Source organism: Neisseria animaloris (assembly GCF_900637855.1).
Lineage (GTDB): Bacteria > Pseudomonadota > Gammaproteobacteria > Burkholderiales > Neisseriaceae > Neisseria > Neisseria animaloris.
The window spans coordinates 427,987-454,504 of the sequence record NZ_LR134440.1 but is presented as its reverse complement, the minus strand read 5'-3'; the positions used below and the strand labels follow the sequence as shown (position 1 = coordinate 454,504).

Annotated in this window: 31 protein-coding genes and 1 other RNA gene; 11 read left to right on the top strand and 21 right to left on the bottom strand. The window is 46.3% G+C overall.

Annotated features, from left to right (window positions below; genetic code table 11):
• Positions 1 to 84: 84 nt before the first annotated feature.
• The gene (locus tag EL216_RS02185; RefSeq protein ID WP_085389834.1) at positions 85 to 582 is read right to left on the bottom strand and encodes a DUF1841 family protein; all 498 of its coding nucleotides are present in this window, start codon (positions 580 to 582) and stop codon (positions 85 to 87) included.
• A 143-nt stretch (positions 583 to 725) separates the two neighbouring features.
• Between EL216_RS02185 and ssrA the strand changes: the two genes are divergently transcribed.
• Together ssrA and EL216_RS02175 are read left to right on the top strand one after the other, a co-directional pair.
• Positions 726 to 1,087, top strand: a transfer-messenger RNA (tmRNA) gene (gene ssrA / locus EL216_RS02180).
• Positions 1,088 to 1,350: 263 nt separating this feature from the next.
• Positions 1,351 to 1,554, top strand: coding sequence for a (2Fe-2S)-binding protein (locus tag EL216_RS02175; protein WP_085389833.1), 204 nt, complete (start codon positions 1,351 to 1,353; stop codon positions 1,552 to 1,554).
• A 79-nt stretch (positions 1,555 to 1,633) separates the two neighbouring features.
• Here the strand turns inward: EL216_RS02175 and EL216_RS02170 are convergent, their stop codons facing one another.
• The 5 genes from EL216_RS02170 to EL216_RS02150 form a co-directional block, all read right to left on the bottom strand.
• The gene (locus EL216_RS02170; RefSeq protein ID WP_085389832.1) at positions 1,634 to 2,752 is read right to left on the bottom strand and encodes an S-(hydroxymethyl)glutathione dehydrogenase/class III alcohol dehydrogenase; all 1,119 of its coding nucleotides are present in this window, start codon (positions 2,750 to 2,752) and stop codon (positions 1,634 to 1,636) included.
• A gap of 61 nt (positions 2,753 to 2,813) precedes the next feature.
• On the bottom strand, positions 2,814 to 3,026 hold the full coding sequence (locus EL216_RS02165; RefSeq protein WP_456298996.1) for a metal-sensing transcriptional repressor: 213 nt from the start codon (positions 3,024 to 3,026) through the stop codon (positions 2,814 to 2,816).
• Between the two features lie 226 nt (positions 3,027 to 3,252).
• Positions 3,253 to 4,881 carry an ABC-F family ATPase gene (locus EL216_RS02160; RefSeq protein ID WP_085389830.1) on the bottom strand — a complete coding sequence of 543 codons (1,629 nt, stop codon included), beginning with the start codon at positions 4,879 to 4,881 and terminating at the stop codon, positions 3,253 to 3,255.
• Positions 4,882 to 5,026: 145 nt separating this feature from the next.
• The gene (locus EL216_RS02155) at positions 5,027 to 5,902 is read right to left on the bottom strand and encodes a pirin family protein (protein ID WP_085389829.1); all 876 of its coding nucleotides are present in this window, start codon (positions 5,900 to 5,902) and stop codon (positions 5,027 to 5,029) included.
• A gap of 202 nt (positions 5,903 to 6,104) precedes the next feature.
• Positions 6,105 to 6,341: a DUF896 domain-containing protein gene (locus EL216_RS02150; protein ID WP_085389828.1), complete on the bottom strand. Its 237-nt coding sequence runs from the start codon at positions 6,339 to 6,341 to the stop codon at positions 6,105 to 6,107.
• Positions 6,342 to 6,536: 195 nt separating this feature from the next.
• Between EL216_RS02150 and EL216_RS02145 the strand changes: the two genes are divergently transcribed.
• The gene (locus EL216_RS02145; protein WP_085356721.1) at positions 6,537 to 6,890 is read left to right on the top strand and encodes a winged helix-turn-helix transcriptional regulator; all 354 of its coding nucleotides are present in this window, start codon (positions 6,537 to 6,539) and stop codon (positions 6,888 to 6,890) included.
• A gap of 244 nt (positions 6,891 to 7,134) precedes the next feature.
• Here the strand turns inward: EL216_RS02145 and EL216_RS02140 are convergent, their stop codons facing one another.
• The 8 genes from EL216_RS02140 to iscR form a co-directional block, all read right to left on the bottom strand.
• On the bottom strand, positions 7,135 to 7,671 hold the full coding sequence (locus EL216_RS02140; protein WP_085356722.1) for an inorganic diphosphatase: 537 nt from the start codon (positions 7,669 to 7,671) through the stop codon (positions 7,135 to 7,137).
• Positions 7,672 to 7,779: 108 nt separating this feature from the next.
• Positions 7,780 to 8,100: an iron-sulfur cluster assembly protein IscA gene (gene iscA / locus EL216_RS02135; RefSeq protein WP_054600303.1), complete on the bottom strand. Its 321-nt coding sequence runs from the start codon at positions 8,098 to 8,100 to the stop codon at positions 7,780 to 7,782.
• A 141-nt stretch (positions 8,101 to 8,241) separates the two neighbouring features.
• On the bottom strand, positions 8,242 to 8,478 hold the full coding sequence (locus EL216_RS02130) for a recombinase RecA (protein ID WP_085389827.1): 237 nt from the start codon (positions 8,476 to 8,478) through the stop codon (positions 8,242 to 8,244).
• A gap of 59 nt (positions 8,479 to 8,537) precedes the next feature.
• A complete protein-coding gene (gene iscU, locus EL216_RS02125; protein ID WP_085360421.1) occupies positions 8,538 to 8,921 on the bottom strand; it encodes a Fe-S cluster assembly scaffold IscU in 384 nt (127 codons plus the stop codon).
• Positions 8,922 to 9,047: 126 nt separating this feature from the next.
• Positions 9,048 to 9,443 (bottom strand): type II toxin-antitoxin system VapC family toxin, encoded by a 396-nt coding sequence (locus EL216_RS02120; protein ID WP_085360419.1) that lies wholly within the window; start codon positions 9,441 to 9,443, stop codon positions 9,048 to 9,050.
• 3 nt (positions 9,444 to 9,446) lie between these two features.
• Entirely contained in the window at positions 9,447 to 9,692 is a 246-nt protein-coding gene (locus tag EL216_RS02115; RefSeq protein WP_085389826.1) for an antitoxin, read from the bottom strand.
• A 104-nt stretch (positions 9,693 to 9,796) separates the two neighbouring features.
• Entirely contained in the window at positions 9,797 to 11,011 is a 1,215-nt protein-coding gene (locus tag EL216_RS02110; protein ID WP_085389825.1) for an IscS subfamily cysteine desulfurase, read from the bottom strand.
• A gap of 35 nt (positions 11,012 to 11,046) precedes the next feature.
• On the bottom strand, positions 11,047 to 11,490 hold the full coding sequence (gene iscR / locus EL216_RS02105; RefSeq protein ID WP_054600297.1) for a Fe-S cluster assembly transcriptional regulator IscR: 444 nt from the start codon (positions 11,488 to 11,490) through the stop codon (positions 11,047 to 11,049).
• 394 nt (positions 11,491 to 11,884) lie between these two features.
• Here iscR and EL216_RS02100 point away from each other — a divergent pair, with 394 nt between their 5' ends.
• On the top strand, positions 11,885 to 13,042 hold the full coding sequence (locus EL216_RS02100) for an alpha-hydroxy acid oxidase (protein WP_085389824.1): 1,158 nt from the start codon (positions 11,885 to 11,887) through the stop codon (positions 13,040 to 13,042).
• Positions 13,043 to 13,137: 95 nt separating this feature from the next.
• On the opposite strand, the gene EL216_RS02095 is transcribed toward EL216_RS02100, so the two are convergent.
• Entirely contained in the window at positions 13,138 to 14,148 is a 1,011-nt protein-coding gene (locus EL216_RS02095; protein WP_085389823.1) for a 2Fe-2S iron-sulfur cluster-binding protein, read from the bottom strand.
• 261 nt (positions 14,149 to 14,409) lie between these two features.
• Positions 14,410 to 15,837: an Asp-tRNA(Asn)/Glu-tRNA(Gln) amidotransferase subunit GatB gene (gene gatB, locus EL216_RS02090; RefSeq protein WP_085389822.1), complete on the bottom strand. Its 1,428-nt coding sequence runs from the start codon at positions 15,835 to 15,837 to the stop codon at positions 14,410 to 14,412.
• A 116-nt stretch (positions 15,838 to 15,953) separates the two neighbouring features.
• Between gatB and EL216_RS02085 the strand changes: the two genes are divergently transcribed.
• Positions 15,954 to 16,193 carry a helix-turn-helix domain-containing protein gene (locus EL216_RS02085; protein ID WP_085389821.1) on the top strand — a complete coding sequence of 80 codons (240 nt, stop codon included), beginning with the start codon at positions 15,954 to 15,956 and terminating at the stop codon, positions 16,191 to 16,193.
• Positions 16,180 to 16,884: a MutH/Sau3AI family endonuclease gene (locus EL216_RS02080; protein ID WP_126300826.1), complete on the top strand. Its 705-nt coding sequence runs from the start codon at positions 16,180 to 16,182 to the stop codon at positions 16,882 to 16,884. Before EL216_RS02085 ends, EL216_RS02080 begins: the two co-directional genes overlap by 14 nt.
• Before the next feature lie 16 nt (positions 16,885 to 16,900).
• Here the strand turns inward: EL216_RS02080 and EL216_RS02075 are convergent, their stop codons facing one another.
• The 5 genes from EL216_RS02075 to gatC form a co-directional block, all read right to left on the bottom strand.
• Entirely contained in the window at positions 16,901 to 17,716 is an 816-nt protein-coding gene (locus EL216_RS02075) for a DNA-methyltransferase (protein ID WP_085389820.1), read from the bottom strand.
• Complete coding sequence (locus tag EL216_RS02070) at positions 17,706 to 18,524, bottom strand: DNA adenine methylase (RefSeq protein WP_085389819.1); 819 nt, start codon at positions 18,522 to 18,524, stop codon at positions 17,706 to 17,708. Before EL216_RS02070 ends, EL216_RS02075 begins: the two co-directional genes overlap by 11 nt.
• Positions 18,511 to 18,780, bottom strand: coding sequence for a hypothetical protein (locus tag EL216_RS02065; RefSeq protein ID WP_085389818.1), 270 nt, complete (start codon positions 18,778 to 18,780; stop codon positions 18,511 to 18,513). Before EL216_RS02065 ends, EL216_RS02070 begins: the two co-directional genes overlap by 14 nt.
• Positions 18,781 to 18,794: 14 nt before the next feature.
• On the bottom strand, positions 18,795 to 20,252 hold the full coding sequence (gene gatA, locus EL216_RS02060) for an Asp-tRNA(Asn)/Glu-tRNA(Gln) amidotransferase subunit GatA (protein WP_085389817.1): 1,458 nt from the start codon (positions 20,250 to 20,252) through the stop codon (positions 18,795 to 18,797).
• A gap of 139 nt (positions 20,253 to 20,391) precedes the next feature.
• Positions 20,392 to 20,682 (bottom strand): Asp-tRNA(Asn)/Glu-tRNA(Gln) amidotransferase subunit GatC, encoded by a 291-nt coding sequence (gatC, locus tag EL216_RS02055; RefSeq protein WP_054599055.1) that lies wholly within the window; start codon positions 20,680 to 20,682, stop codon positions 20,392 to 20,394.
• A 219-nt stretch (positions 20,683 to 20,901) separates the two neighbouring features.
• Between gatC and EL216_RS02050 the strand changes: the two genes are divergently transcribed.
• The 5 genes from EL216_RS02050 to rodA are packed head-to-tail and all read left to right on the top strand — an operon-like array spanning position 20,902 to position 26,501.
• Positions 20,902 to 21,942 carry a rod shape-determining protein gene (locus EL216_RS02050; protein WP_085389816.1) on the top strand — a complete coding sequence of 347 codons (1,041 nt, stop codon included), beginning with the start codon at positions 20,902 to 20,904 and terminating at the stop codon, positions 21,940 to 21,942.
• Between the two features lie 21 nt (positions 21,943 to 21,963).
• Positions 21,964 to 22,818: a rod shape-determining protein MreC gene (mreC, locus tag EL216_RS02045; protein WP_085389815.1), complete on the top strand. Its 855-nt coding sequence runs from the start codon at positions 21,964 to 21,966 to the stop codon at positions 22,816 to 22,818.
• Positions 22,819 to 22,840: 22 nt separating this feature from the next.
• Positions 22,841 to 23,344: a rod shape-determining protein MreD gene (gene mreD, locus EL216_RS02040; protein ID WP_085389814.1), complete on the top strand. Its 504-nt coding sequence runs from the start codon at positions 22,841 to 22,843 to the stop codon at positions 23,342 to 23,344.
• Positions 23,341 to 25,395 carry a penicillin-binding protein 2 gene (gene mrdA / locus EL216_RS02035; RefSeq protein ID WP_085389813.1) on the top strand — a complete coding sequence of 685 codons (2,055 nt, stop codon included), beginning with the start codon at positions 23,341 to 23,343 and terminating at the stop codon, positions 25,393 to 25,395. The genes mreD and mrdA overlap by 4 nt, the downstream gene beginning before the upstream one ends.
• Positions 25,392 to 26,501, top strand: coding sequence for a rod shape-determining protein RodA (gene rodA, locus EL216_RS02030; protein ID WP_085389812.1), 1,110 nt, complete (start codon positions 25,392 to 25,394; stop codon positions 26,499 to 26,501). Before mrdA ends, rodA begins: the two co-directional genes overlap by 4 nt.
• Positions 26,502 to 26,518 lie beyond the last annotated feature (17 nt).

The following is a 26,518-nucleotide window of genomic DNA, read 5'->3' as shown; positions in this document are numbered from 1 at the left end:
CTCAGATAAAGAATTCAAGTAATGCAATAGATTGAAGTATAAAGGATTGCTCGGAAGCGGAAGGTTTCAGACGGCCTTTTATCCTCACCCGCTGATTTTGTCCGACAAACCCACTTCGTGCGGATTGATGCGGGCATTGTCTTCCTGCCCCAAACCAATCAATTTGCGTAGGCGCGTGATGTAGGCATTGACATCCAACCCGCGTCCGAAACGTTGTGCTTCCCAAATCGTTTCCGCCAGCGCATCGGCCATATCGTGTTCAGCTTTCACCCAGTCGCCCGCATGTTTCGCACACAGTTTTTCATGAATGGCGCGGATGCCCGGCGGTTGGTCTATCGCCGCCTGCTCCTGTATTGAAAGGTGCAGCGACATATGCAGAAAAGGATTGGTTTCGCCTGCTTCCGGTGTCCAGTTTTTATCCAGATAGTCTTCGATGTTTTCCAAGTAATGATGATATTCGGGATGCGCTTCGATAATCCGCAATGCTTTTTGCTGTAAAGCATCCATTTGCAAAGGCAGCATACGCCGCTGCCAGACTTGCGCAAAAAAACGGCGCACATCGTGGGTGTTCACATCATACATGGTTTGAAATCCGCGGCTGTTGTTTTCAGACGGCCATTATAACCGATAAGGCCGCCTGAAAGCCTTCATATGGTTTTCAGACGGCCTCGTTACTTTCATTGGCAATTTACCCGCAACACGCGTATAATTACCCGTTCCTATCTGGGGGCGATCTTGGTTTCGACGGGGGTTGCGAAGCAGATGCGGGCATACCGGGGTCTCAGATTCCCGTAAAACACTGAACGAAAATAGTCGCAAACGACGAAACTTACGCTTTAGCCGCTTAAGGCTAGCCGTTGCAGCAGTTGGTCAATGGGCTGTGTAGCGCAAGCTACCGCAACGTCATTTTACATTGACTGGTTTTCTGTCGGGTTACTTGGCAGAGAATAAGATTTAAGGTAACTGGTTTCCAAACAGCCTGTCTGTCGGCGGAATGGGAACGAGATTCTAAGTAGGCAAGACTAAGTATGTAGAACGCTTTGTAGAGGACTTTCGGACGGGGGTTCAATTCCCCCCGCCTCCACCAGCTTAATACCCGTAAAACTTTTTGGTTTTGCGGGTTTTTTGTTGCTTGAAAAGAAAAAGATTTGCGAAAAGAGTGAATTTGAGAACTGGATTTCTATTTCCGCTGTGTGCAAAAGAAGCGGATAAATTGAAATACGCGATATTAAAGTGAATTTATCTGCACAATTTACATTATCTATACTTGCAGTAAGAACGGTTTTTATTTATATTTTCTCCTAATAATAAAACTAAGTCTCATTAAGATTACGGAATTAGGAGCACACAATGTTTGTATGTATCTGCAATGCTATTACAGACCGTCAAATTCAGGAAACCGTAGCAGCCGGTGCGAGCAGCTTGAGCGATTTGCAGGCTCAATTGGGCGTGGCCACTTGCTGCGGATGTTGCAGCGATCTGGCTGCCTCTTACTTAAATGGCAGCAATCCAACACAAAGCACTGTTACCGCAGGCATCAACGTACAAAGTTGATTGCCGGTTGTTCATCTTTTCAATGCAAAAGGCCGTCTGAATAATTTCAGACGGCCTTTGTTGTTTGATGATTCGGAGTTTAGTAATGTATCACGCTGCGGATGGATTTTCCTTCATGCATCAGATCGAATGCTTTGTTGATGTCCTCCAACGGCATGGTGTGGGTAATGAAGTCGGAAAGGGCGAATTCGCCGTTCATGTATTGCTGGATGATGCCCGGCAGTTCGCTGCGGCCTTTGACACCGCCGAACGCGGAACCGCGCCATACGCGGCCGGTAACCAGTTGGAACGGGCGGGTGCGGATTTCCGCGCCGGCGGGTGCCACACCGATAATCACGCTTTCGCCCCAACCTTTGTGGCAGCATTCCAGTGCCGCGCGCATGATGTCCACATCGCCGACGCATTCAAATGAAAAGTCCACGCCGCCGTCGGTTATGTCGATAATCACTTCTTGAATGGGTTTGTCGAAGTCTTTCGGATTGATACATTCGGTGGCACCGAGTTTTTCTGCCATCGGGAATTTAGAAGGATTGATGTCGATACCGATAATCCGGCTTGCTCCCGTCATTCTGGCACCGATGATTGCAGCCAATCCGATGCCGCCCAAGCCGAAAATGGCTACGGTGTCACCGCGTTTTACTTTGGCCGTGTTCATCACCGCGCCCATGCCGGTGGTTACGCCGCAACCGAGCAAGCACACTTCTTTTAAGTCGGCTTCGGGTTGGATTTTGGCTAAAGACACTTCGGCCACGACGGTATATTCCGAAAAGGTGGAGCAACCCATGTAGTGGTAAATCGGCCGGCCGTCTTTAAAGAAACGCACGGTACCGTCGGGCATCAGGCCTTTGCCTTGCGTGGCGCGTACCGAAGAGCACAGATTGGTTTTGCCGGATTTGCAGAATTTGCATTCGCCGCATTCGGCCGTGTAAAGCGGAATTACGTGGTCGCCGGGCTTGACACTGGTAACTCTTTCGCCCACGGCTTCCACAATGCCTGCTCCTTCGTGGCCGAGCACGCAGGGAAACACGCCTTCGCTGTCTTGCCCGCTTAAAGTATAGGCATCGGTGTGGCATACGCCGGTGGCGATAATGCGTACCAGCACTTCGCCTTTTTGCGGCGGCATCAAATCCAATTCTTCGATTTTCAGCGGTTCGTTCGGTGCCCAAGCAACCGCGGCACGGGTTTTAATGTAGTTCATAATGTTCTCCTGTCGGCTATGAATATTTCGGAAAGGTTTTGACATACCCCACCCACTATATTTATTTGATATACGATTTCACCAATGCGATTGCATCGTCAATGCTTTGGTGCAGAGTTTGGTGTTGCGGGTTATCGCAGTTTGCATGACCGAAAGATTCTCTCAGATGGCTTTCCATCACATCGCGCATCAGGCCGTTCACCGCACCGCGAATGGCGGCAAGCTGTTGCAATACCTCGGAACATTCGGCTCCGGATTCGATTTGTCTACTCAAGGCTTCGGCTTGTCCTTGAATGCGGCGGAGGCGGTTACTATGGGGAGTATATACAGAGAGTGGGACAGAGTAAAGGAAACGGATAGTCGGATTTAACTAAAAAATGATATAAAACAAAATATTGAAATTTCTGCATGCTCTAAAGAAGCAATAAGCAAGAGGCCGTCTGAAAATCAATTTCAGACGGCCTCTCGAGAAAAAGAATATTGGGGAAAGTTATAAAAACTTATACCACTCCTTTTTTCTCCAAATAGCTTTCGTAATCGCCCAGATAGTGTTCGTAACCGCCTTTGCCGTCCAGCTCGATGATTTGCGTGGCCAACGAAGACACAAACTGACGGTCGTGCGATACGAAAATCAGCGTTCCTTTGTATTTTTCCAAAGCCATGTTTAAGGATTCGATACTTTCCATATCCATGTGGTTGGTCGGTTCGTCCATAATCAACACGTTCGGTTTCAGCAAAATCAGCTTGCCGTAAAGCATGCGGCCTTTCTCTCCGCCCGAAAGCACCTGCACTTGTTTAACCACGTCGTTGCTGCCGAACAGCAAGCGGCCGAGCGTACCGCGGATAACTTGTTCGTCGTCGCCTTCCTGACCCCATTGGCGCATCCATTCGGTGAGGTTCATGTCAACATCGAAGTCATTTTCGTGATCTTGCGGATAGTAGCCGACGTTGGCTTTTTCCGCCCATTTGATGGAGCCTGAATCAGGTTGGACACCTTCGCCGTATTCGGGATTGAATGCACCGGCCAACAATTTCAGCAAGGTGGATTTACCGGCACCGTTGGGGCCGATAATCGCCAAACGCTCTCCGGCTTCCAAAATAAAGCTCAGGTTTTTAAACAATTGGTTTTCAAAGCGTTTGCTCAAACCTTCCACTTCAACGGCTTGGCGGTGCAGCTTGGCTTTTTCGTCGGTTTCAAAGCGGATATAAGGGTTTTGACGGGTAGACGGTTTAACCTCCACCATTTCGGCTTTGATTTTATCGGCCTGTTTCAGACGGCTGGTCGCTTGGCGGGCTTTAGATTTGTTGGCCGAGAAGCGCGCCACGAATTCTTGCAGTTCTTGCAGCTTTTCTTTGGCTTTGGCGTTGTCGCGCATGGCGCGCTCGCGGGATTGTGCAGAAGCCAGCATGTAATCATCGTAGTTGCCGGGGTAGATGGTGATGCTGTTGTAATCAACATCGGCCATATGCGTGCAGACTTCATTCAAAAAATGGCGGTCGTGCGAAATGATGATCATGGTCGAATCGTATTCGTTCAACACACCTTCGAGCCAACGGATGGTGTTGATGTCCAAGTTGTTGGTCGGCTCGTCGAGCAGCAATACGTCGGGCTTGGAAAATAAGGCTTGTGCCAGCAATACGCGCAGTTTGAAGCCGGGAGCCACTTCGCTCATTTGGGCATTGTGCAATGATTCTTCGATACCTACACCGCTCAACAATTCGGCCGCGCGCGCTTCGGCGGTGTAACCGTCGTATTCGGCAAACTTGGCCTCCAATTCGGCAGCGTGCATGTAATCGTCTTCGGTGGCTTCCAAATTGGCGTAAATGGCATCACGCTCGGTCATCGCCGACCACATTTCGGTGTGCCCCATCATCACCACGTCCAGCACGCGCATATCTTCATAGGCAAATTGGTCTTGGCGCAGTTTACCCAAACGCACGCCGTTTTCGATAGCTACTTCGCCGCTGGTCGGCTCCAAATCGCCGCCGAGAATTTTCATGAAGGTGGATTTACCCGAACCGTTGGCACCAATCAGCCCGTAGCGGTTGCCTTCGCCGAATTTGACAGACACGTTTTCAAATAGCGGCTTCGCGCCGAACTGCATGGTTATGCCGTTGGTAGAAATCATTGATGTAAACCTTTTGGAAAATGAAACATTTAAAGGGTGTAATTATAGCATATTTTGAAAAATTTCTTGATGATAGGGCCGTCTGAACATACCGTTTGATTTAAAAACAGTATGTCTAGACGGCCCGATACTGCTGTTGGCGCGATTAAGATGCAAGGCTGCCGAAACGGCCGTTGTTGAAATCGTTGATGGCTTCGCGGATTTCTTCCACGGTATTCATCACAAACGGGCCGTAGCCGACCACTGGCTCTTTAATCGGCACGCCGGAGAGCAACAGTATTTTCACTTCTTCGTTGCCTGCGGCGATATCCACTTCACCGCCGCCGTTTTCAAAACCGACCAATTGGCCTGCACCGGCACTGTCTTTGCCGTTAAACACTGCTTGACCGCGCAGCACAACCATAGAAAGGCTGTGGTCGGCGGGGATGGTTAAGGCAGCTTCTTTACCGGGGCGGATAACCACGTCCCACACGTTCATTTCGGTGTGGGTATCGGCCGCACCTTTGATGTTTCCGTGTTCGCCTGCAATCAAACGCAGATGGCCGGCACCGTCGGGCAGCTCCACTACGGGAATGTTCTCTTTAGCGAGATGTTGATAGCGCGGCGGTGTGTTTTTGTCTTTTGCCGGCAGGTTTACCCACAGTTGCACCATCTCGAAAAGGCCGCCCGCTTTGCTGAATGCTTCGGAATGGAACTCTTCGTGAATGATGCCGGCACCGGCGGTCATCCATTGTACGTCGCCTTCTTTAATCACGCCGCCTCCACCTGTTGAATCGCGGTGTGCCACTTCGCCGTGATAAGCAATGGTAACGGTTTCAAAGCCTTTGTGCGGGTGTTGGCCGACACCGCGGGGGCTGCGTGCTTCGTTGGGCGCGAATGTGTAAGGTGCGGCGTAGTCGAGCATCAAAAACGGGTCGGTGCCGCGGTCGGCATCCATGTGTGAAAACAGGGGTTGAACCAAAAAGCCGTCTCCAACCCAGTGTTGGCTGTTGGCGCGGTAGATTTGTCGCACGTTTCTCATGGTGTTTCCTTTCGTTATTTTAATTTTTAATGATGTGTGTTTGCTCGTGTTATAGTCAATCAAATTATTTTTAATGCAAGGCAGCAAGCCGCAGACAGTACGGGTAGTACGGAACCGATTCTGTTACCGCTTCAGCGGCTTACACAATCGTTCTCTTTGAGCTAAGGCGCAGCAACGCCGTAGTAAAACAAGTTGATTGACTTTAGTGCATTTGCTGCATACCCGCGGCTTGCGCTTCCCTCAGTTTGGCGGGGGTAACGTCGGTGCCTTCGGGGTCAACCACGGTTACGGTGGAGAGCATATTGTTGATTTGTCCACACACTTGGCGGATGTAGGCTTGGCGCAAAACATCGCGTTCGGCGGTTTCGGCTTCGCTCAGGCCTACGGTTTTGGCTTTGCGGGCCAGCTCGTTGATACGGTCTAATTCTGCAATACGCATGATCGGCTCCTTGTGTGGTTGAGGCCGTCTGAAATCCGGTTTGCCGTTTTTCAGACGGCCTCTTCGGTTATTTGTCAATTGCCCGTTATTTTTTACTGGGCTTTTTTTATCGTTAGGCGTATTATACGTAGTACAAATTTTTATACAAGTACGCACATTTTTTATACTGTAAACAATACGGCAACAGAGTGGAATATGAACAGCTATCACGAATTAAACGGTAACTGCTGCCCGGTCAGCACCACGCTCGATATCATCGGCGGAAAGTGGAAAGTTTTGATTTTGCATCATTTAAATACGGAAACCCGCCGTTTCAACGAATTGCAGAGGCTGATGCCCGCTGTAACCCAGCGCATGTTAACCCTGCAACTGCGCGAACTGGAAGGCGACGGTATCGTTCATCGCGAAGTGTATCCGCAGGTGCCGCCCAAAGTGGAATATTCGCTGACCGAGTTCGGGTTGACGTTGATGCCGGTAATCGAAGCCATGCACCGTTGGGGCACGGAATATGCGCTGGAGTGTGCAAAACACAAGGCGCAGAAAAGCTGACGGCAGGCCGATTGACACTTTTATAAGCATGGGCGGATGCGGATATAGTTCAAGGTGTTAAGGTGCAGCGGGTGCAGACCGATGAAACGAGCGGGTAGGGCGCAGAACAGCAATGTGCCGCAGGCGGTAAGTTTGCAAAGTTTTCTTGTTTGAAAAATGAAAACCGCCCGCAAAAGCCGGAAATTTATCCGACTTTTGCGGGCGGTTTGATGTTTCAGACGGCCTGATGCCGTTTAACGCTTGTTTATTTAGCTTGGGCGTTCCAGCGCTCGATCGATTCTTTAATTACTTCTTTGGCTTCGGCCACATCACCCCAGTGTTCCACGGTGGTGGAACCGGGTTTTTTCAGGGCTTTGTATTGGTTGAAGTGGAATTCGATTTGTTGGATCAACTGCTTGGGCAAATCGGCCAAACTGTTGTAGGCGTTGCCGTTGTTACGGTCGTCGGCGGGTACGCACACGATTTTGTCGTCCACTTCGCCGTCGTCCACAAACTTCATCACGCCGATGATTTTGGCTTCCAAAAATACGCCGGTAGCCAAAGGCTGTTCGGTAATCAGCAATACGTCAAGCTCGTCGCCGTCTTCATCGAGCGTTTGCGGGATGAAACCGTAGTTGGTGGGTTTGGCGAAAATGGCGGGTTCTACGCGGTCGAGTTGGAAGGCGGCCAGTTTGCGGTTCCATTCGATTTTGTGGTTGCTGCCTGCGGGAATTTCGTTCACTACGTTGATGATGCCGCCGTCAACGTCGCCGGGAGTAAGAATCTGATTGAAATCAGCCATGATGAATCCTTGTTTCGAGATGGTTTTTAAACGGGTGCGAGTATAACATAAGCTGCATTGAGAGGCCGTCTGAAAGCTCACTTTCAGACGGCCTCGGTTATTGTGCAATCAAACGTGGAAGCTCTCGCCGCAACCGCATTCGTCTTTCACGTTCGGGTTTTGAAACTTAAAGCCTTCCTGCAAGCCTTCTTTGGTGTAGTCCAGCTCGGTGCCGTCGAGATACACATGGCTTTTGGGGTCGACGAATACTTTCACGCCGTAGCCTTCAAACACCAAATCTTCGGGCTGGATATCGTCAACAAATTCCAAAGTGTAAGCCATGCCCGAACAGCCGCTGGTTTTCACGCCCAAGCGGATGCCTTCGCCTTTGCCGCGTTTGGTGAGAAAGTTTTGGATATGGTTGGCGGCTTTTTCGGTTAATGTAATCATCGTCTTAATCCTTTACGCTTACTATGCGGGTGTTTCTTTGCTGAGGGTATTCGTTGTAGGGCAGAGATACCTTCCTTACATGTTTCTCACAGCTCTACGGCTTTTCAGACGGCCTTTATAAACTGTGAGGCCGTCTGAAAATCAGCTTTGCGTTTTAGCCCATTCTACCGCTGCAACAATAGCCGCTTTGGCTTGCGGGCTGTTTTTCCAGCAGGTCGAACCGGTTAACGCCGCGCCTTGCTGCAAAATATCGTCCACATCTGCTGCGGCGAGTTTGGCGGTATCGTCCAAGCCCATTTGCTGCAAGCGTTGCAAAATGGTTTTGCCTACACCTTTTTGTGCCAGCAGCGATTGGGTTTCGGTTTCGGTAAAAGGCATAGCAGGTTCCTTTTTGTAAACAGACTGATTGCCTAGCTGCATGAAACCTTTTGCAAAGATTACACGCCTTTTTTCTTTTTGTAGTCCGAAACAGCGGCTTTAATCGCGTCTTCGGCCAAAATCGAGCAGTGTACTTTCACCGGCGGCAGTTCCAATTCTTCGGCGATGGCACTGTTTTTAATCGCCAAAGCTTCATCAAGGCTTTTGCCTTTTACCCATTCGGTAATCAATGAAGAAGAAGCAATGGCCGAGCCGCAACCGTAGGTTTTGAACTTGGCATCTTCAATCACACCTTCGTCGTTCACTTTGATTTGCAGTTTCATCACGTCGCCGCAGGCAGGCGCGCCCACCATGCCGGTGCCGACCGATTCGTCGTTTTTGTCGAACGAGCCGACGTTGCGGGGGTTTTCGTAATGATCAATCACTTTATCGCTGTATGCCATGATGTGGGTTCCTTGTGTATATATTGGCTTATTCGGTTTATCTAAGGCCGTCTGAAAGGAAATTCAAGACGAATTAAGTTTTTGTTTTAAAAAATATAGTATGTGGTTAGTGATGGCTTTTGCGCGTTATTTCGTCCAGTCTTCTACCGATAAATCAGCAATCTGTTGGAAAGCGGCATCGTTGCTGACCAACACTGCGCTTACGGCGGAAGCATGGGCGGCAATCATCATATCTAAAGATGCCAGATTTTTACCCGACTGCTCTGCCTGCGCTTTAAATTTTCCGTAATGCGTGCTTGCTTGCTCGTCGAACGGCAATACGCCTATACGCAATAAAAGTTCATGCACTGCACGATGCAGCTTGGCCGCATCAGGTTTTTTCGCCAAGCCGTACATTAATTCGGCATGAGTAACCGCTGAAATATATAAATCAGACATCGGCACGCTTTGCAATTTTGCCATCACATTCGGCTGACGGCGCAGGATATGGCTCACAATGTTGGTATCCAAAAGATAGCGCATGTTTTATTCCTGCCAGTCTGCAAACGGATCGCGTTGCTGTATGGAGGTATTGCGTTCAATGGTATCGCTTTCGTCAAGCTCCGATGCTGCGGCGATAAAACCCTGCCAGTCGCCCGGACGTTGCGACAGAATCACATCGCCCGTGGCTTCGTCTCGGCGGATATACACTTCATCACCCGTAAATCGGAATGCAGCAGGCAGCCGCACGGCTTGACTACGGCCATTTTGAAAAAGTTTGGCGGTTTGCATGGCGGTTTCCTTGTGTGGGTAGGGATAATTTTAGTGTAAGGGTTTAATTGGTATTTATCAAGGTATATATCTTTCGGTTTCAGACGGCTTCATAAACATGAATGTTAATGTTCTGCCCATTCAACCGTATTCAAATCAATTCCTTCTTTAAACATTTCCCATAGCGGAGAAAGTTCGCGCAGTTTGCCGATTTTGGATTTAATCAGTTCGGCGGCGAAAGCTACTTCTTCTTCGGTGGTCATGCGGCCGAAGGTGATGCGCAGGGAAGAGTGCGCCAGTTCGTCGTTGCGGCCTAATGCGCGCAAAACGTAGCTGGGTTCCAGCGAGGCGGAGGTACAGGCGGAGCCGCTGGATACGGCGAGTTCTTTTACGGCCATGATCAGGCTTTCGCCTTCGACGAAGTTGAAGCTCACATTGAGGTTGGTGGCGACGCGGTGTTCCAAATCGCCGTTGATATACACTTCTTCAATGCCTTCGATGCCTTTGAGGAAGATTTCGCGCAGCTTGAGGGCGTGGGCGATGTCTTGTTCCAATTCCAAACGTGCCAAACGGAAGGCTTCGCCCATGCCGACGATTTGGTGGGTGGGCAGGGTGCCGGAACGGAAGCCGCGTTCGTGGCCGCCGCCGTGGATTTGGGCTTCGAGGCGTACGCGGGGTTTGCGGCGTACATAGAGTGCGCCGATGCCTTTGGGGCCGTAGATTTTGTGGGCGGACATGGAAAGCAGGTCGACTTTGGCGGCTTCTACGTCTACAGGGGTTTTTCCGCAGGCTTGGGCGGCGTCAACGTGGAAGATAATTTTGTTTTCGCGGCAGATTTCGCCGATGGCGGGAATGTCTTGAATCACGCCGATTTCGTTGTTGACCCACATCACGGAAATGAGGATGGTGTCGGGGCGGATAGCGGCTTTGAGTTCTTCCAAATCAATCAGGCCGTTTTCCTGCACGCCGAGGTAGGTTACTTCAAAGCCTTGGCGTTCGAGTTCGCGCATGGTATCCAAAACGGCTTTGTGCTCGGTTTTAACGGTGATGAGGTGTTTGCCTTTGGTTTTGTAGAAGTGCGCCGCGCCTTTGATGGCAAGGTTGTTGGATTCGGTGGCGCCGCTGGTAAACACGATTTCTTTGGAATCGGCGTTAATCAGTTTGGCAATTTCGAGGCGGGCATTTTCTACGGCATCTTCTGCCACCCAACCGAAGCTGTGGCTGTTGGAAGCTGGGTTGCCGAAGGTTTCGGTTAAGTAAGGAATCATTTTTTCGGCCACGCGTTTGTCAACGGGGGTGGTGGCGGCGTAGTCGAGATAAATGGGGGTATGAACGGTCATGGTTTGGTCTCTTTCGTTTTTATATTTCGGTATCTTTAGTGGATGTGGGTGAAGGTAACGACTTTGCCGTTGCTTTCGTTTTTCTGGTCGACAATGTTTTGCAGGGTAACGCTGCTTAGGTAGTCGTGAATGGTTTTGTTCAGGCTTTCCCACAATTCGTGGGTTAAGCAGGCGGTGCCGTTGTTGCAGTTGGCTTTGCTGCTGCACTGCGTGGCATCGAGTTTGTCTTCGGCTGCGGCGATAATTTGGGCAATGTTGATTTCCTTCGCCGGCGCAGCCAAGATATAACCGCCGCCGGGGCCGCGCAGGCTTTCTACCAAACGGGCGCGGCGCAGTTTGCTGAACAGCTGCTCCAAATAGGATAGGGATATGTTTTGCCGCTCGCTGATGGCGCTGAGTTTGACTGCGCCGTTTTGCGCGTTCATCGCCAAATCAATCATAGCGGTAACGGCAAACCGGCCTTTGGTGGTTAATCGCATAATGGTTTTTGTGGTTTATGTATTAGTATACTGTTGCGAATTGTCTAATATCTGAGTGTTTCAGTCAAGTATATAAAGGCTGATGTGATTGCTTGTTTTTATGAGAGGAATAAAAATGTTTGTAGTGCTTTGTTGTTTAGATTTTGTATTTGCAGGCGATTTAGACCGGATATATTTCAGATGAGCTCAGGAGATGATGTAGTAAGGAAAATTCAGGTGAAAAAAGCATTTGCAATATTTGGTGGCTTGGTATAGATTTATGTCCGATTGTTTTCGGATTCATAATTATGCCGTCTGAACGTTTTTAAGACGGCTTTGTTTTATAGTTTTATATCCGAAATGCAGCTATTCCAATAACACCATACAACAAACAATACACCGAGGTGAGCTAAGTATGAAACGCGATTTGAGCAAAATGACCTGTATTGAAGACTTGCGCCGTGTTGCACAGCGCAAAGTGCCGAAAATGTTTTACGATTATGCCGACTCAGGTTCGTGGACTGAAACGACTTATCGTGAAAATACTACTGATTTTCAAAAAATTAAATTCCGCCAGCGGGTATTGGTAAATATGGAAGGCCGCAGCTTGGCGACTAAAATGGTTGGCCATGATGTAAAAATGCCGGTAGCCATCGCTCCAACCGGCTTTACTGGTATGCAGCATGCCGACGGTGAAATTCTGGCTGCGCGTGCGGCGGAAAAGTTCGGCATTCCGTTTTCTCTGTCTACTATGTCCATCTGTTCGATTGAAGACGTGGCTGAAAATACCAGTGCACCATTTTGGTTTCAGCTGTATGTGATGCGTGACCGCGAGTTTATGGAAAACCTGATTAAACGTGCCCAGGCGGCGAAATGTTCTGCTTTGATTCTGACCGCAGACTTGCAGGTTTTGGGTCAACGCCACAAAGACATCAAAAATGGTCTCTCAGCACCGCCTAAACCCACATTGACTAATTTGATTAATCTGGCTACCAAACCCGAATGGTGCATGAAAATGCTCAACACCGAGCGCCGCACATTCCGTAATATTGTCGGTCATGCAAAAAACGTGGGTGATCTGTCTTCATTGTCTTCTTGGACTTCGGAGCAGTTTGACCCGCGCTTGAGCTGGGATGATGTAGCCCGCATTAAAGACTTGTGGGGCGGTAAGCTGATTATTAAAGGCATTATGGAGCCGGAAGATGCCGAGTTGGCTGTGAAAAGCGGCGCGGATGCAATTGTAGTGTCCAACCACGGTGGTCGTCAGCTCGACGATACCATTTCTTCTATCAAAGCTTTGCCGGATGTGGTGAGTGCGGTTGGAAGCGATATCGAGGTATGGTTGGATAGCGGTATTCGCAGTGGCCAAGATATCCTCAAAGCATGGGCACTGGGTGCTCGTGGTACCATGATCGGCCGTGCATTCCTTTATGGTCTGGGAGCTTATGGCGAAGACGGTGTAACCCGTGCATTGGAAATCCTGTATAAAGAAATGGATGTTTCTATGGCATTTACCGGCCATCGTGATATTCAAAATGTAACTGAAGATATTCTGGTAAAAGGCACTTATTAATTTAATTTTTCTTTTAGTGGTAATGAAACGGCTAAATCATTTTTGAGAAGATTTAGTCGTTTTTTTTCTGGATGTATAAAATACGAAAGGTGGTTTCAACTTGCAGGTAAGAATACATCCGAAAAGAAAGCTTCGGAAGGCAGCTTGCATTTTTCTTCCAGCAGTTTTTTTGCATCCGTTATCATCGCCGCTGAACCGCAGGCATACACTTCATAAGCATGTAAATCAGGATAATCCTTGGCAGCAAGATCTTGAACATAGCCTATAGCTCCCTTCCAATTATTTTGTGGGCGGGAGAGCACAGGAGTGAAACGGGCTTGGGGTAATTGAGAGATCAAATCAGCAGCAGTTTGCAATTGGTATAAATCGGTTTCTGTTCTCGCTCCCCAGTAAAAATGTACAGAACGTTTATCGCCGTTAATGATCATGCTCCGCAATATACTGGCAATAGGAGCAAATCCTGTGCCGGTGGCCAGTAAAATTATAGGTTTTTTTGTGTTTTTGAGAGTGAACGTACCTAAAGGGCCGCGGATGCGCAGGATGGATTTTTCTTTTAAGACGGCCTTTTCACTAAACAACAGCTCAGAGAATAATCCACCTTCCCGGTAACGGACATGCAATTCCATCACGTCAGTTCGGTTGGGACTGCTGGCAATTGAATAACTACGGTTGTTGCTGTCTTTTAACAGCACGTCGATATATTGACCCGGCCAAAATGCAAATGGAGGTGCTTTAGGTAAAGCCAGTGTAATAATGACTACATCGTGAATACGATGGATATTTGAAATCCGGGCAGGAAAGGTTTTTACAGGAGGGGTATTTCTACCATTATAGCCTGGTACTTTTAGTTCTATATTGCTCTCTGCTGTGCTGCAACACATTAAGATTTTGCCTTTTTTTTGTTCTTCCTTGCTTAATGCCATTTCTGCATGCGGTCCTTGCTTAACATTACCGTTGAGCACTTCAGCTTTGCATTGTCCGCAAATACCGTTTTGGCATGAGTTGGGTAGATTAAAGCCATGGCGTTTGGCCGCAATTAGAATCGGTTCGTTGTTATTGGTAGTGAAAACAGCTTGATCTGGTGCAAGGATTACAGTGTAAGTCATTTTGCATTTAGCTTTGAGAGAAAACGGGATTATAACGGATTATGCCTCAATAGCTGTATGATTACATGGTGGAAAATGAAGATTGTAGTGAATGGGTTATATTGTAGAAAAATTAAATTTTGTAGATATAACAATGGATAAAAAGAAGAGGTACTTATTTTATCGGGATGTTAAGGACTTTATTGTGATTTGTACGATCAGGCCGTCTGAAAAAGCTTTATTTCATTAAAGCTGAGTTTTCAGACGGTCTGTAAATTACATTTACACCAGTTTCGCTTTAAGCAATTCCTGCACCTGCTGCGGATTGGCTTTGCCTTTGCTGGCTTTCATCACTTGGCCCACCAGCGCGTTGAAGGCTTTTTCCTTACCAGCTTTGAACTCTTCCACCGATTTGGCATTGTTAGCCAATACTTCGTCAATAATTTTCTCAATGGCTCCGGTGTCGGTCATCTGCTTCAAACCGTCGCGTTCGATAATGGCTTCGGCATCCAAATCGCTGCTCCACATCGCTTCAAACACCTGTTTGGCGAGTTTGTTGCTTAATGTGCCGTCGGCGATTTTCGCCACCAATCCGGCCAAGCGGTCGGCTTGAATCGGGCTTTCAGACAGGCTTAAAGCTTCTTTGTTTAATGTAGCGGCCAATTCGCCGTTCATCCAGTTCGCTACCAATTTACCTTGTCCGCTGGCTTGGGCGGCGGTTTCAAAGAAAGCGGCTTGAGAGCGGCTGGCGGTTAACAAACGGGCGTCGTAGTCGCTTACGCCGAAATCGGCTACGAAACGCTGTGCCATTTCAGACGGCAGCTCAGGCATTTCGTCTTTCGCTTTTTGAAGCTGGCCGTCTGAAATCATCACCGGCAATAAATCGGGGTCGGGGAAATAACGGTAGTCGTGTGCATCTTCTTTCAGGCGCATCACGCGGGTTTCGCCCTTATCGGGGTCGAAGAGCATCGTTGCCTGCTGCACTTTGCCGCCGTCTTCGATAATCTCGATTTGGCTTTCCACTTCATAATTAATCGCCTGTTCTAAAAAGCGGAAAGAGTTTAAGTTTTTGATTTCGCGGCGCGTACCGAATTCCTGCTGGCCTTTCGGGCGCACCGATACGTTCGCATCAATACGGAACGAGCCTTCCGCCATATTGCCGTCGCAAATATCCAGCCACGTTACCAAGCCGTGCAAAGCTTTGGCATAAGCCACAGCCTCGGCTGCGGAACGCATTTCCGGTTCGGAAACCACTTCCAGCAGAGGCGTACCGGCGCGGTTGAGATCGATGCCTGTCGCACCGCTCAAACCTTCATGCACCGATTTACCCGCATCTTCTTCCATGTGCGCACGCGTTACATTGATGGTTTTGACTTCGTCGCCGACCACAATTTCCAACTTGCCGTGTTCCACAATCGGCAAATCCAACTGGCTGATTTGATAGCCTTTGGGCAAGTCGGGGTAGAAGTAGTTTTTACGGTCGAACACGTTTTTTTGGTTGATTTTCGCATCCAAAGCCAAACCGAGCTTGATGGCCTTTTCCACCACCTCGCGGTTCATCACCGGCAACACGCCCGGCAAAGCACATTCCACCACGCTGGCATGCGCGTTCGGCTCGGCACCGAAAGCGGTGGAAGCACCGCTGAAAATTTTGGATTTGGTATTTAATTGGACATGGATTTCCAGTCCGATTACGGTTTCCCAGGTCATAAGGGGGTCTTTCTCTAAATAGTAATGATAAATAGTGAATCTGAAATGAAACCATTTCTTTAAATTGATACTTATTGTATGTGGAAATGGCTTTCTAAACAATCAAAATATCCAACATGAAAACAGATGATTTAAAACTATTTGGCATTCATGTCAAAACCCTTCGGTTAAGTAAAAACTTAAGTCAAGAAGAGTTGGCTGAACGTGCAGGTATGCATAGAACATATATCGGCATGATTGAGCGTGGAGAACGAAATCCTGCATTGCTCAATCTCATCCGCTTAGCTAAAGCTCTACATATTCCCTTATCCCAACTTGTTAATTTTCTAGACAAGGAAAATCATGAAACTGATTGATGCTTATCCATTTTTACAAGAAAATCAAGGTCGTCCGCTGATTGACTTAAAAACAGAGTATCAAAATCGCTTTCCCGAATACTTACCTTTTGATATGAAGATCAACAAAGGTGGTGTAGGCCAATTTCTAGAAAAACTTATTGGATTGAAAAACACTTCTTCCCTTACCGATTTTACAGACGGTGAACTGAAAACCAATAAATCGGATATTTCAGGCAAGCCTTTGGAAACAATGTTTATCTCTCAAATATCCAGTTCATTTGATGAGTTAATCAATGATGAGCTAACTTTTAAAAACAGCTGGATTTACCAAAAAATCCGCAATATGTTATATGTACCCATCTGCAAAGTTAGTGATAATCCTGATAATTGGTTTATCCACTCTGCGTATCATATTTGCTTAGATCATAATCCTATGGTTTACCAACAACTTGAAAAAGATTTTCTTGTTATTCGCAAACTGCTAAATCAGGATATACGGGAATTAAGTGATGGGTTTATCCATACATCAAATGGAGAATTCATTCAAATCCGATCAAAAGATTCCAAACGTTCAGATGGCACTTATAATCCGATTTTTTCAACCACTCACAATCGCTACGTTTCCAATAAAAATCATGCCTTTTATTTTAAAAAGGAATTTATGAGAGCTATTCAGACTGGCACTTGGGTAGTTCATAAAATCATTTAATCATTTTAACGGCAGATTATTTTGCCGTTAATTTTTTCTTTGCCAATTCAAAAAATCCCGTTTCTAACTCACACCCACAAAATTTCCTCTCGTTTTTTAATGCAGCTATACCTGTCGTTCCACTTCCCATAAACGGGTCAAAAATCAAATCTCCTACATTGGAGGCTGCCTGAATGCACCTCTCAACCAAAGCCAACGGTTTTTGTGTCGGATGCTTGCCCAATGCTTTTTCTGCTTTACTTGGCGGTGCAATTTGCCATACACATTTCATTTGTTTATCGTTGTTTTGTGCTTTCATTACATCATAATGAAAAGTATGCTTGGCTTTTTTGCTTTTCTTCGCCCATAGCAGTGTTTCGGTTGAATGTGTGAAAAAACGGCAAGATAAATTCGGTGGCGGATTGGGTTTTTCCCATGTAATGTTGTTCAAAATATGGTAGCCGATAATTTGCATCAGGTAGCCTACCAAGTAAATATTATGATAAGTACCGCATACCCATATTGTGCCGTTGGGTTTCAATAGTGCGTAAGATAGGCGTAACCACTCTTCGTAAAATTCTAAATCGGCAGATAAACCTTGCGATTTGTCCCACTGACCTTTATTTACCGAAACCATTTGCCCGTTTTGGCAGGTAAAACCATCATTGGATAAAAAATAAGGCGGGTCTGCAAAAATCATATCGAAGCAGCCGTTTGGATATTTATCCAAAATACGGCGCATAACGGTTAAAGCATTTTCGTTATAAATCACGAGGCCGTCTGAAATATGTTTTTTCAAGCCAATATGGTAAGCCGCTGCTTCTTCTTTTAACCGGTTAAATTCACTCGCCATATATCGCCAACAATTCGCCTACTTTTTGCCTACTGCTACCTTTTGCTGCAATATTTCTTTGCACGTCAATGGTTTCTAATCGTGCTTCTTTGTAAATCTCTCGGGTAAAGGCTGTATCATGATTGGAAATCAATACACCTTGAGATTGTATTGAAATTTGTTTGGCTGTTTCAGCTAAACGGGTTTGGTCATTTAAATCAAATCCGCCTTTAGCATAAGCGGTAAATGAAGCTGTTTCACTCAAAGGCACATAAGGCGGATCGCAATACACGATATCGTCGCCATTTGCCAAATCCAAGGCCGTCTGAAAATCAGCACACATCAATTCAATACGGTTGGCTTTTTCGATAAATGCCAACATTTCCATTTCAGGGAAATAAGGTGTTTTGTGGCGGCCGAAAGGCACATTAAAAGCACCTTTGCTGTTATATCTGCATAAACCGTTGAATGCGTGTCGGTTTAAATAAATAAATAAAGCAGAACGTTCGCTTAATTCTCGAGAAGAATTAAATTTTTCCCGTAATTCGTAAAAGCGAATTTCCTGATTGTTTTCTAAAGTAAAAAAAGAACGAGCATAATCAATAAACTGCTGTTTTTCTTCTTTAAGTATATGAAATAAACCAATTAAATCAGGATTGGTATCGTTTAACAAATAAGCTTCAAAATCCAAAGCCATTGACACGGCAGCAGAACCCGCAAACGGTTCGATAAGGCGTTTGCGGGGTTGTTTAGGCAGATTAAATTCAATAAATGGGGCAAGTTTGAATTTCCCACCAGCCCATTTTAAAAAGGGTTTATTCATTACCATCTTTGAATTTCTGATGTCCGTCCCTGTATCCTAAATTATATGCATCTTGTGCAGATTTATGCCTCACAGTACCTGCTTGACTAAAAGGTAAGTTTAATTCAGATAAAGAACGTTTTTTTATATTATTCAGCCCATCAGAATGACCAGCGTCATAAGCGCAACCTGCGCAAAGATGCCGGCCTTGCTCTGGACTTTGGCTATCTGGCAATTGTTTAAAATAATCTGCGTAGCGATGGTTTTGCTTACAAATACTCATATTGTTTTCCCAATTTAAATTGATTGCGAAGGCGTTTTAATATGCCAATCGCTCTCCAGCTGCATCTGATGCGCCACGCCCAGCAATTTCGCTTCGGCGAAATAATTGCCAATCAACTGTACGCCAATCGGCAGGCCGTCTGAAGAGAATCCCGCGGGCAGAGTCATGGCGGGGAGGCCGGCGAGGTTGACGGCGATGGTGTAGATGTCGCTCAGGTACATCTGCACAGGGTCGTTAATGTTGCTGTTCAGTTTGGGTGCGGCGGTGGGGGCGGTAGGTGCGAGGATGATGTCGCATTGTTGTAAGGCCGTCTGAAAATCGTTGGTTACCAAACGGCGCAGTTTTTGGGCTTTGAGGTAGTAGGCGTCGTAATAGCCGTGGCTCAAAACGTAGGTGCCAATCATGATACGGCGTTTGACTTCGCTGCCGAAGCCTTCGGCGCGGGTGTTGCTGTACATTTCTTCCAAGTCGCCGAATCGGGCGGCGCGGTGGCCGTAGCGTACGCCGTCGTAGCGGGATAAGTTGGTGCTGGCTTCGGCCGAGGTCAAAACATAATATGCGGGGATGGAAAGCTCGGTTTGCGGCAGGCTCACTTCTACCATTTCTGCGCCTTGTGCTTTAAGCAGGTCGATGGTTGCTTGAATGGCTTTTTGTACGTCTGCGCTCATGCCTTCGCCGAAGTATTCTTTGGGCAGGCCGACTTTCAAGCCTTTGAGGGGTTGGTTTAAGTTGTGGGTGTAGTCTTCTTTAGCACGTTCCAAGCTGGTGGAATCGCGTTCATCGAAGCTTGCCATGGCATTAAGTAGAATGGCGCAGTCTTCGGCTGTTTGCGCCATCGGGCCGGCTTGGTCGAAGCTGGAGGCGTAAGCCACCATGCCGAAACGCGAAACGATGCCGTAGGTGGGTTTGATGCCGGTAATGCCGCAATGCGAAGCGGGTTGGCGGATGGAGCCGCCGGTGTCGGAGCCTAATGCTGCCGGTGCCAAGCGGGCAGCGATAACGGCTGCGGAACCGCCGGAAGAGCCGCCGGGCACGTTTTCTAAATTCCACGGATTTTTAGTGGCGCCGTCAAACGAGGTTTCGTTGGTCGAACCCATGGCGAATTCATCCATATTGGTGCGGCCGAGCGTTACCATGCCTTCGTTGAGCAGGTTTTGTACGACGGTGGCGGTGTAGGGGGAAACGAAGTTATCGAGCATTTTGCTGGAACACGCGCTTCTCCAACCTTGTTGGCAAAAGATGTCTTTAAAGGCAATGGGTACGCCGGTGAGGATACCTGCGTTGCCGGCGGCCAAGCGTTCGTCTGCGGCTTTGGCTTCGGCAAGCGTTAATTCTTTATTCAGGGTGGTGTAACCGTTGATGGCGGGGTTTCGGGCATCAATGGCGTTGAGGTATTCTTGCGCCAGCTCGGTGGCGGAAATTTTTTGGGCTTGCAGCAATTCGCTGGCTTGTTTCAGGGTGTATTGGGTCATTTTATGTTCAACCGTATGATTCAGACGGCCTTAAATATTGGCTGGTGGGAGGCCGTCTGAAAATATTGCTATTACATTAACAGTATGTGTTTCACACAGGCGGTTTGATTAACCGTAAGAAATGTGTTTTATGTGCCGGTTATTCTTCGATAACTTGGGGAACGATATACAGGCGGTTGCGCACTTCGGGGGCAACGGCTTGGTATTCGGCGGCATGGTCGGTTTCGGTTACTTTGTCTTCACGCAAACGCAGGGCAACTTCGTGAGGATGTGCCATCGGTTCGATGCCTTCGGTATTTACCGATTGCATTTTTTCAACCAATGAAAATATGTCGTTCAATTCTTGAAGGTTTTGCGCTTTTTCAGCATCTGTCAGGCTCAGGCGGGAAAGTTTGGCAATTTTTTCCACATCGCTCAAGGTCAGGGCCATAAAAAATCCTTAATTTTCGATTAGCAAAATACTTAATATAAGGTATCATTACGTGTTTCTTCAATGAAATGAAGAATTATAACCGAAAACCAATGCTGCGGCATGGCGAATTTCAGTAAGCATTACGTCAAACAGGCCGTCTGAAAAGCCATGCCTATCCGCTTTCTGCATGCCTTAAAAAAATATTGTTATTGAATTTATTCTGTTCAGGAAATCCCCATGTTTCGCTTTTTTACCCGCTATTTCTCTAATGACCTCGCTATTGATTTGGGCACGGCCAATACTTTAATTTATATCCGTAATAAAGGTATTGTTTTGGACGAGCCTTCAGTAGTTGCTATGCAAACAGATGCTTCTCACGGTAAAAGCGCTATTTTGGCGGTGGGCACGGAAGCAAAAAAAATGTTGGGCCGTACGCCTGGTAGCATTCAGGCTATCCGCCCGATGAAAGACGGTGTAATTGCTGATTTCAATGTTACTGAAAAAATGCTGAAGCAGTTTATTAAAAAAGTGAATAACAGCCGTTTTGCAGCAGCCCCGCGCATCGTAATTTGCGTGCCTTGCGGTTCAACCCAAGTGGAACGTAAAGCCATTCGGGATTCGGCATTGGCGGCAGGTGCTTCCACGGTGAATCTAATTGAGGAACCGATGGCTGCAGCGATTGGTGCAGGTTTGCCGATTGAAGAAGCTACCGGCTCTATGGTGGTGGATATTGGTGGCGGTACTACTGAAGTGGGGGTGATTTCTTTAAGCGGTGTGGTGTATTCGCATTCCATCCGTGTTGGCGGTGATGCGTTTGATGAAAGCATTATCAATTATGTGCGCCGCAATTACGGTATGTTAATCGGCGAAGCTACTGCTGAAGAAATTAAGAAAAGCATCGGTTCGGCTTTCCCTGGTATGGAGGTAAATGAAATTGAAGTAAAAGGCCGTAATTTGGCAGAGGGTATTCCGCGTGCCTTTACCATCAGTTCCAATGAAGTATTGGAAGCATTAACCGAGCCATTGAATCAAATCGTTCAATCGGTAAAAAATGCTTTAGAACAAACGCCGCCTGAGTTGGGGGCGGATATTGCCGAGCGAGGTTTGGTGCTGACAGGTGGTGGCGCTTTACTGAAAGGGCTTGACCGTTTATTGGCGGAAGAAACCGGCTTACCTGTGATGATTGCTGAAGATCCGCTTACTTGTGTGGCACGCGGTTCAGGTAAGGCACTGGATATGATCGGTAAATTGAATTCTATATTCGTGGTTAATCCGTAATTTTGAAATGCTGCCAGAGCTATGTCTGAACCGTCTTTAAATTTCGCACAAAAAGGCATTAAACCTATTAGCAAACTGGTTGTGTTGTCTATTGTCAGTATTGCTTTGATGATGCTGGATAGTCGTTATTCGGCTGTACAACATGCTAAAGGATATGTGGCAACAGTGCTTTATCCGTTGCAATGGTTGGCCAATCAGCCAGTACAGTTGTATCGATATACGCATGGTTTTTTACAGTCACAAGCCAATTTAATGGCAGATAACCACCGTTTGGTAGCTGAAAATGGCCGTCTGAAAACATTACTTGGCCAAGCTGAATTACACCAGCGGGAATTGGGTGAATTGAAAAAATTGCAAGGTTTGCAGCAAAACGGTATTCAAGTAACAGGCAGTGCAGAAGTTATTTCCAATGGTAAAGACCCCCTGTCCGACAAATTGATTTTGAATAAAGGCAGCCAAAGCGGTTTGCGAGCCGGAGATGCGGTAATTGATCAGAACGGTTTAATTGGACAAATAACGCAAGTGCAATCGCTTAGTGCCGAATTAACATTAATTACCAATAGTAAAATGGTTATTCCTGTTATGGTTGCTAGAACAGGGGAACGAAGCCTTCTTTATGGAAATGGTGGTACAGTGAATTTACGTTATTTCCCTACCGACGCTGATTTGCGACCTAAAGATATTTTAGTTACTTCGGGTTTGGACAGCGTATATCCCGCAGGAATTCCTGTGGCGGAAATTCTGCAGGCGGTGAAATCTTCCGGTATGCCGTATTACCAGGTTTCATTAATGCCGCTGGCCGCATTTAGAAGCAGTAAATACGTGTTGACCTTGCCACAACAAACACCTCCTTCTCAATTATTTACACACCAGTAGAGCATAACTTTTAGTCTGTATTATGACTGATTTTGAAGATTTTCATAGCCGTGTGCCGAAACGCATTGTCATTTCCAGTTTCATTGTTGTTATGTTGCTGGATTTTATGCCGTTTCCGTTTGAAGTGTTTTTTTGGCTACCTGAATTTACTGCACTGATTTTGCTTTATTGGGCACTTCACAGACCTCAGCTTATTGGTGTAGGGGCAGCTTTCCCGATTGGTTTATTGATCGATATAGGGACAGCCGCACCTCTCGGGATGCATGCACTATCTTATATGTTGATGATATTTATCATTCAACAGCGACAAAGGCAGATTATATTGTACAGTTACGGTTTTCAAGCTGTTGCAATATTAGGAGCCTTGCTTTGTAACCGTATAGCATTGGCATTTATACGGTTGTTATATGATCATCGATTTACTGATTTACCAGGTTTTATTGCGCCTTTCGTTGGAGCATTACTGTGGCCGTTGCTAAGCAAAGTCATGCTTACAATTCTCAATTCACGCCGTCTTCGCCGATGAAAACACCTCGTCAATATCGTAAACCTGCTCAAGATACGGCAACCAGCCAAAGAGATTATTTTCTCCGGCTGGTTGTGGCATTTGTGCTGATAGTGGTTCTTTTTATGGTGTTATTGGGGCGTTTTGTTTATCTACAAATATTCAAGCATGAAGAATACGTAGTTAAAGCTAATACAAACCGTATTTCTTTAGTACCAACTGCTCCAATACGGGGGCAAATTGTCGATGTAAACGGTGTAGTGTTGGCACGTAATTATCCTGCGTATTCACTTGAAATAGTTCCAAGTCAGTTAGAAGGCAAAATAGATGATACGATAGAAGCATTGCGTCGTTATGTGGAAATTACCGATAGTGATTTAAAGCGTTTCAAAAAGTTTCGTACAGAGTTCCGTTCTTACGAAAATATTCCACTTAAACTTAAATTACAACCTGAAGAAGCTGCAAGGTTGGCTGCACAGCTCTATCATTTTAAAGGTGTCGAAATTAATGCACGTACATTTCGTGAATATCCCTATCCTGAATTGACTGCCCATTTCCTCGGGTATATCGGCCGAATTAGTGACCGTGATCAGAAAAAGATTGATGAAGATAATTTAACAGCCTTGTATCGAGGAAGCACTCATATCGGTAAATCGGGGCTGGAGAGTTTTTACGAACTTCAGCTACACGGATCTCCCGGTTATCAAGAGGTGGAAAAAGATGCTTATGGCAATGTGGTCAGAATATTAAGAACTATGCCTTCTAAAAGCGGGCAAACATTGCGTTTGGCGATGGATATCCGTATGCAACAGGAAGCGGATCGTCTTTTAAACGGTCGAAGAGGGGCAATTATTGCTATTGATCCGCAAACTGGCGGGATTTTGGCATTTGTCTCTAAACCTTCATTTGATCCTAATCTGTTTATTGATGGTATTGATACGGAAAATTGGAAACGACTGAATGAAGATTGGGAACGTCCATTAATTAACCGGGTAACTCAAGGACTATATCCCCCAGGTTCCACTTTTAAACCTTTCATGGGTATGGCTTTGCTGGAGAGTGGAAAAATTACTCAAGATACAGTGGTACCTGCTCCCGGAGCTTGGAGCATTCCCGGATCACGCCATTTGTTTCGGGACTCAGTACGGCGTGGACATGGTTCTGCTAACTTAAGTAAAGCAATTCAAGTTTCTTCTGATACATTTTTCTATCGTTTGGGATATGAATTAGGTATTGATAAAACTGTTCCTTATTTAGCCGAGTTCGGGTTGGGAGATCAAACAGGTATTGATTTACCGCATGAATATAAAGGCGTATTACCATCTAAAGAATGGAAAGCTAAACGTTTCACTAATGCCAAGAGTGAATCTGCACGAACATGGAATCCATCCGAAATGGTTTCAGTCAGTATCGGGCAGGGTTATAACGCATACACGCCCTTACAAATGGCCCATGCCACAGCATCACTAGCTAATAACGGAGTAGTGTATCGACCACATTTGGTAAAAGAATTACTAGATCATGAACGTCGTGAGATTACATTGATTGATCCTAAACCGGTTCGTATCATCCCATTTCAACAAAGTAATTTTGAATATATTAAACAGGCTATGGCCAAAGTGTTGCAACCGGGCGGAACGGCACATCGTATAGGTTACGGTATGCCGTATAGTATGGGAGGGAAGACCGGTACGGCACAGGTAGTGCAGATTAAGCAGGGGCAGACGTATAATGCTGCAGCACTTGCAGAGCAGCACCGCGACCATGCTTGGTTTATTTCATTCGCTCCCGTTGAAAAGCCACAGATTGCTATTGCCGTTTTGCTTGAAAATGGAGGTTGGGGCGCAAGTGCTGCGCCGTTGGCCCGAGGTTTAACGGATTTTTATTTATTGAAATTAAAAGCAGGGCAAAATATGCCGAAAGATATATCTGTTGCCATTAAGGAGGATCAAGTAGAAAGTAATGCGTCAAAAGCAGCGAGTGAGTCTATTGTGAAAAATCCTGTTCCATCTGTTTTTCAGACGGCCTATGACGCTGTGAGAATTCAGTCGGCCTCTGGAGTTGTAAAATGAATATAAATGAAGAAACTATGTTGGGGAAAATTAGACGCATTATTTGGGAGCCTATGGATCCATGGTTGTTCTACGCTATGTTGGCTATTTATATTATGAGCCTGTTTTTACTGTATTCTGCTGATGGGCAGGAAATCGGCCAACTCGAAAATAAAACTATCCATACGATATTGGCCTTTATTTTGCTATGGTTTATTGCCCGCGCACGTACGCAGGTTTTAGCGTCTTTTGCCCTGCCAATGTATGCAATCGGTGTGGTTTTGTTGTTAGGTGTGCATTTTTTGGGAATAACAGTTAATGGTTCTACTCGTTGGCTGAATATCGGTATAGGCCGTATTCAGCCGTCTGAAATCATGAAAATAGCACTACCAATGATGGTGGCTTGGTATTTTCAAAAATATGAGATGTCATTACGCTGGTATCACTATTTAGGAGCATTACTATTAGTATTGGTGCCGGGAGGGCTGATTTTAAAACAACCCGATCTAGGTACCGCTACATTGATTATGGCATCTGGTTTATTCGTTATTTTTTTTGCAGGGTTGCCTTGGAAAGTTATTTTTACTGCCATTATTGGATTTATGGCTGCATTACCGTTAATTTGGAATTATGGCATGCACGATTACCAGAAAACTCGAGTGATGACCTTGCTTGACCCTACTCAAGATCCGTTAGGAGCCGGCTATCATATTATTCAATCGATGATTGCCATTGGCTCTGGTGGTGTATGGGGAAAAGGATGGCTGAATGGCACGCAAACTCATTTAGACTACATTCCTGAGGCAACTACCGATTTTATTTTTGCAGTTTATGGAGAAGAATTCGGCTTAATCGGTAATGTTTTGTTGTTAGTAATTTATCTTTTAATTCTTGGACGCGGTTTATATATTGCAGCTAAAGCCCCCACACTTTATAGCCGTACTTTAGCCAGTGCATTAACGATGACATTTTTTTGTTATGCTTTTGTGAATATGGGAATGGTCAGTGGTATTTTGCCTGTAGTTGGTGTTCCGCTACCACTGGTTAGCTATGGTGGTACAGCAACATTATCGATTATGGTGGTATTAGCATTATTGATGAGTATAGGTAATCAGCGCCGCAGTTAGGATAGTAATAAATAAAA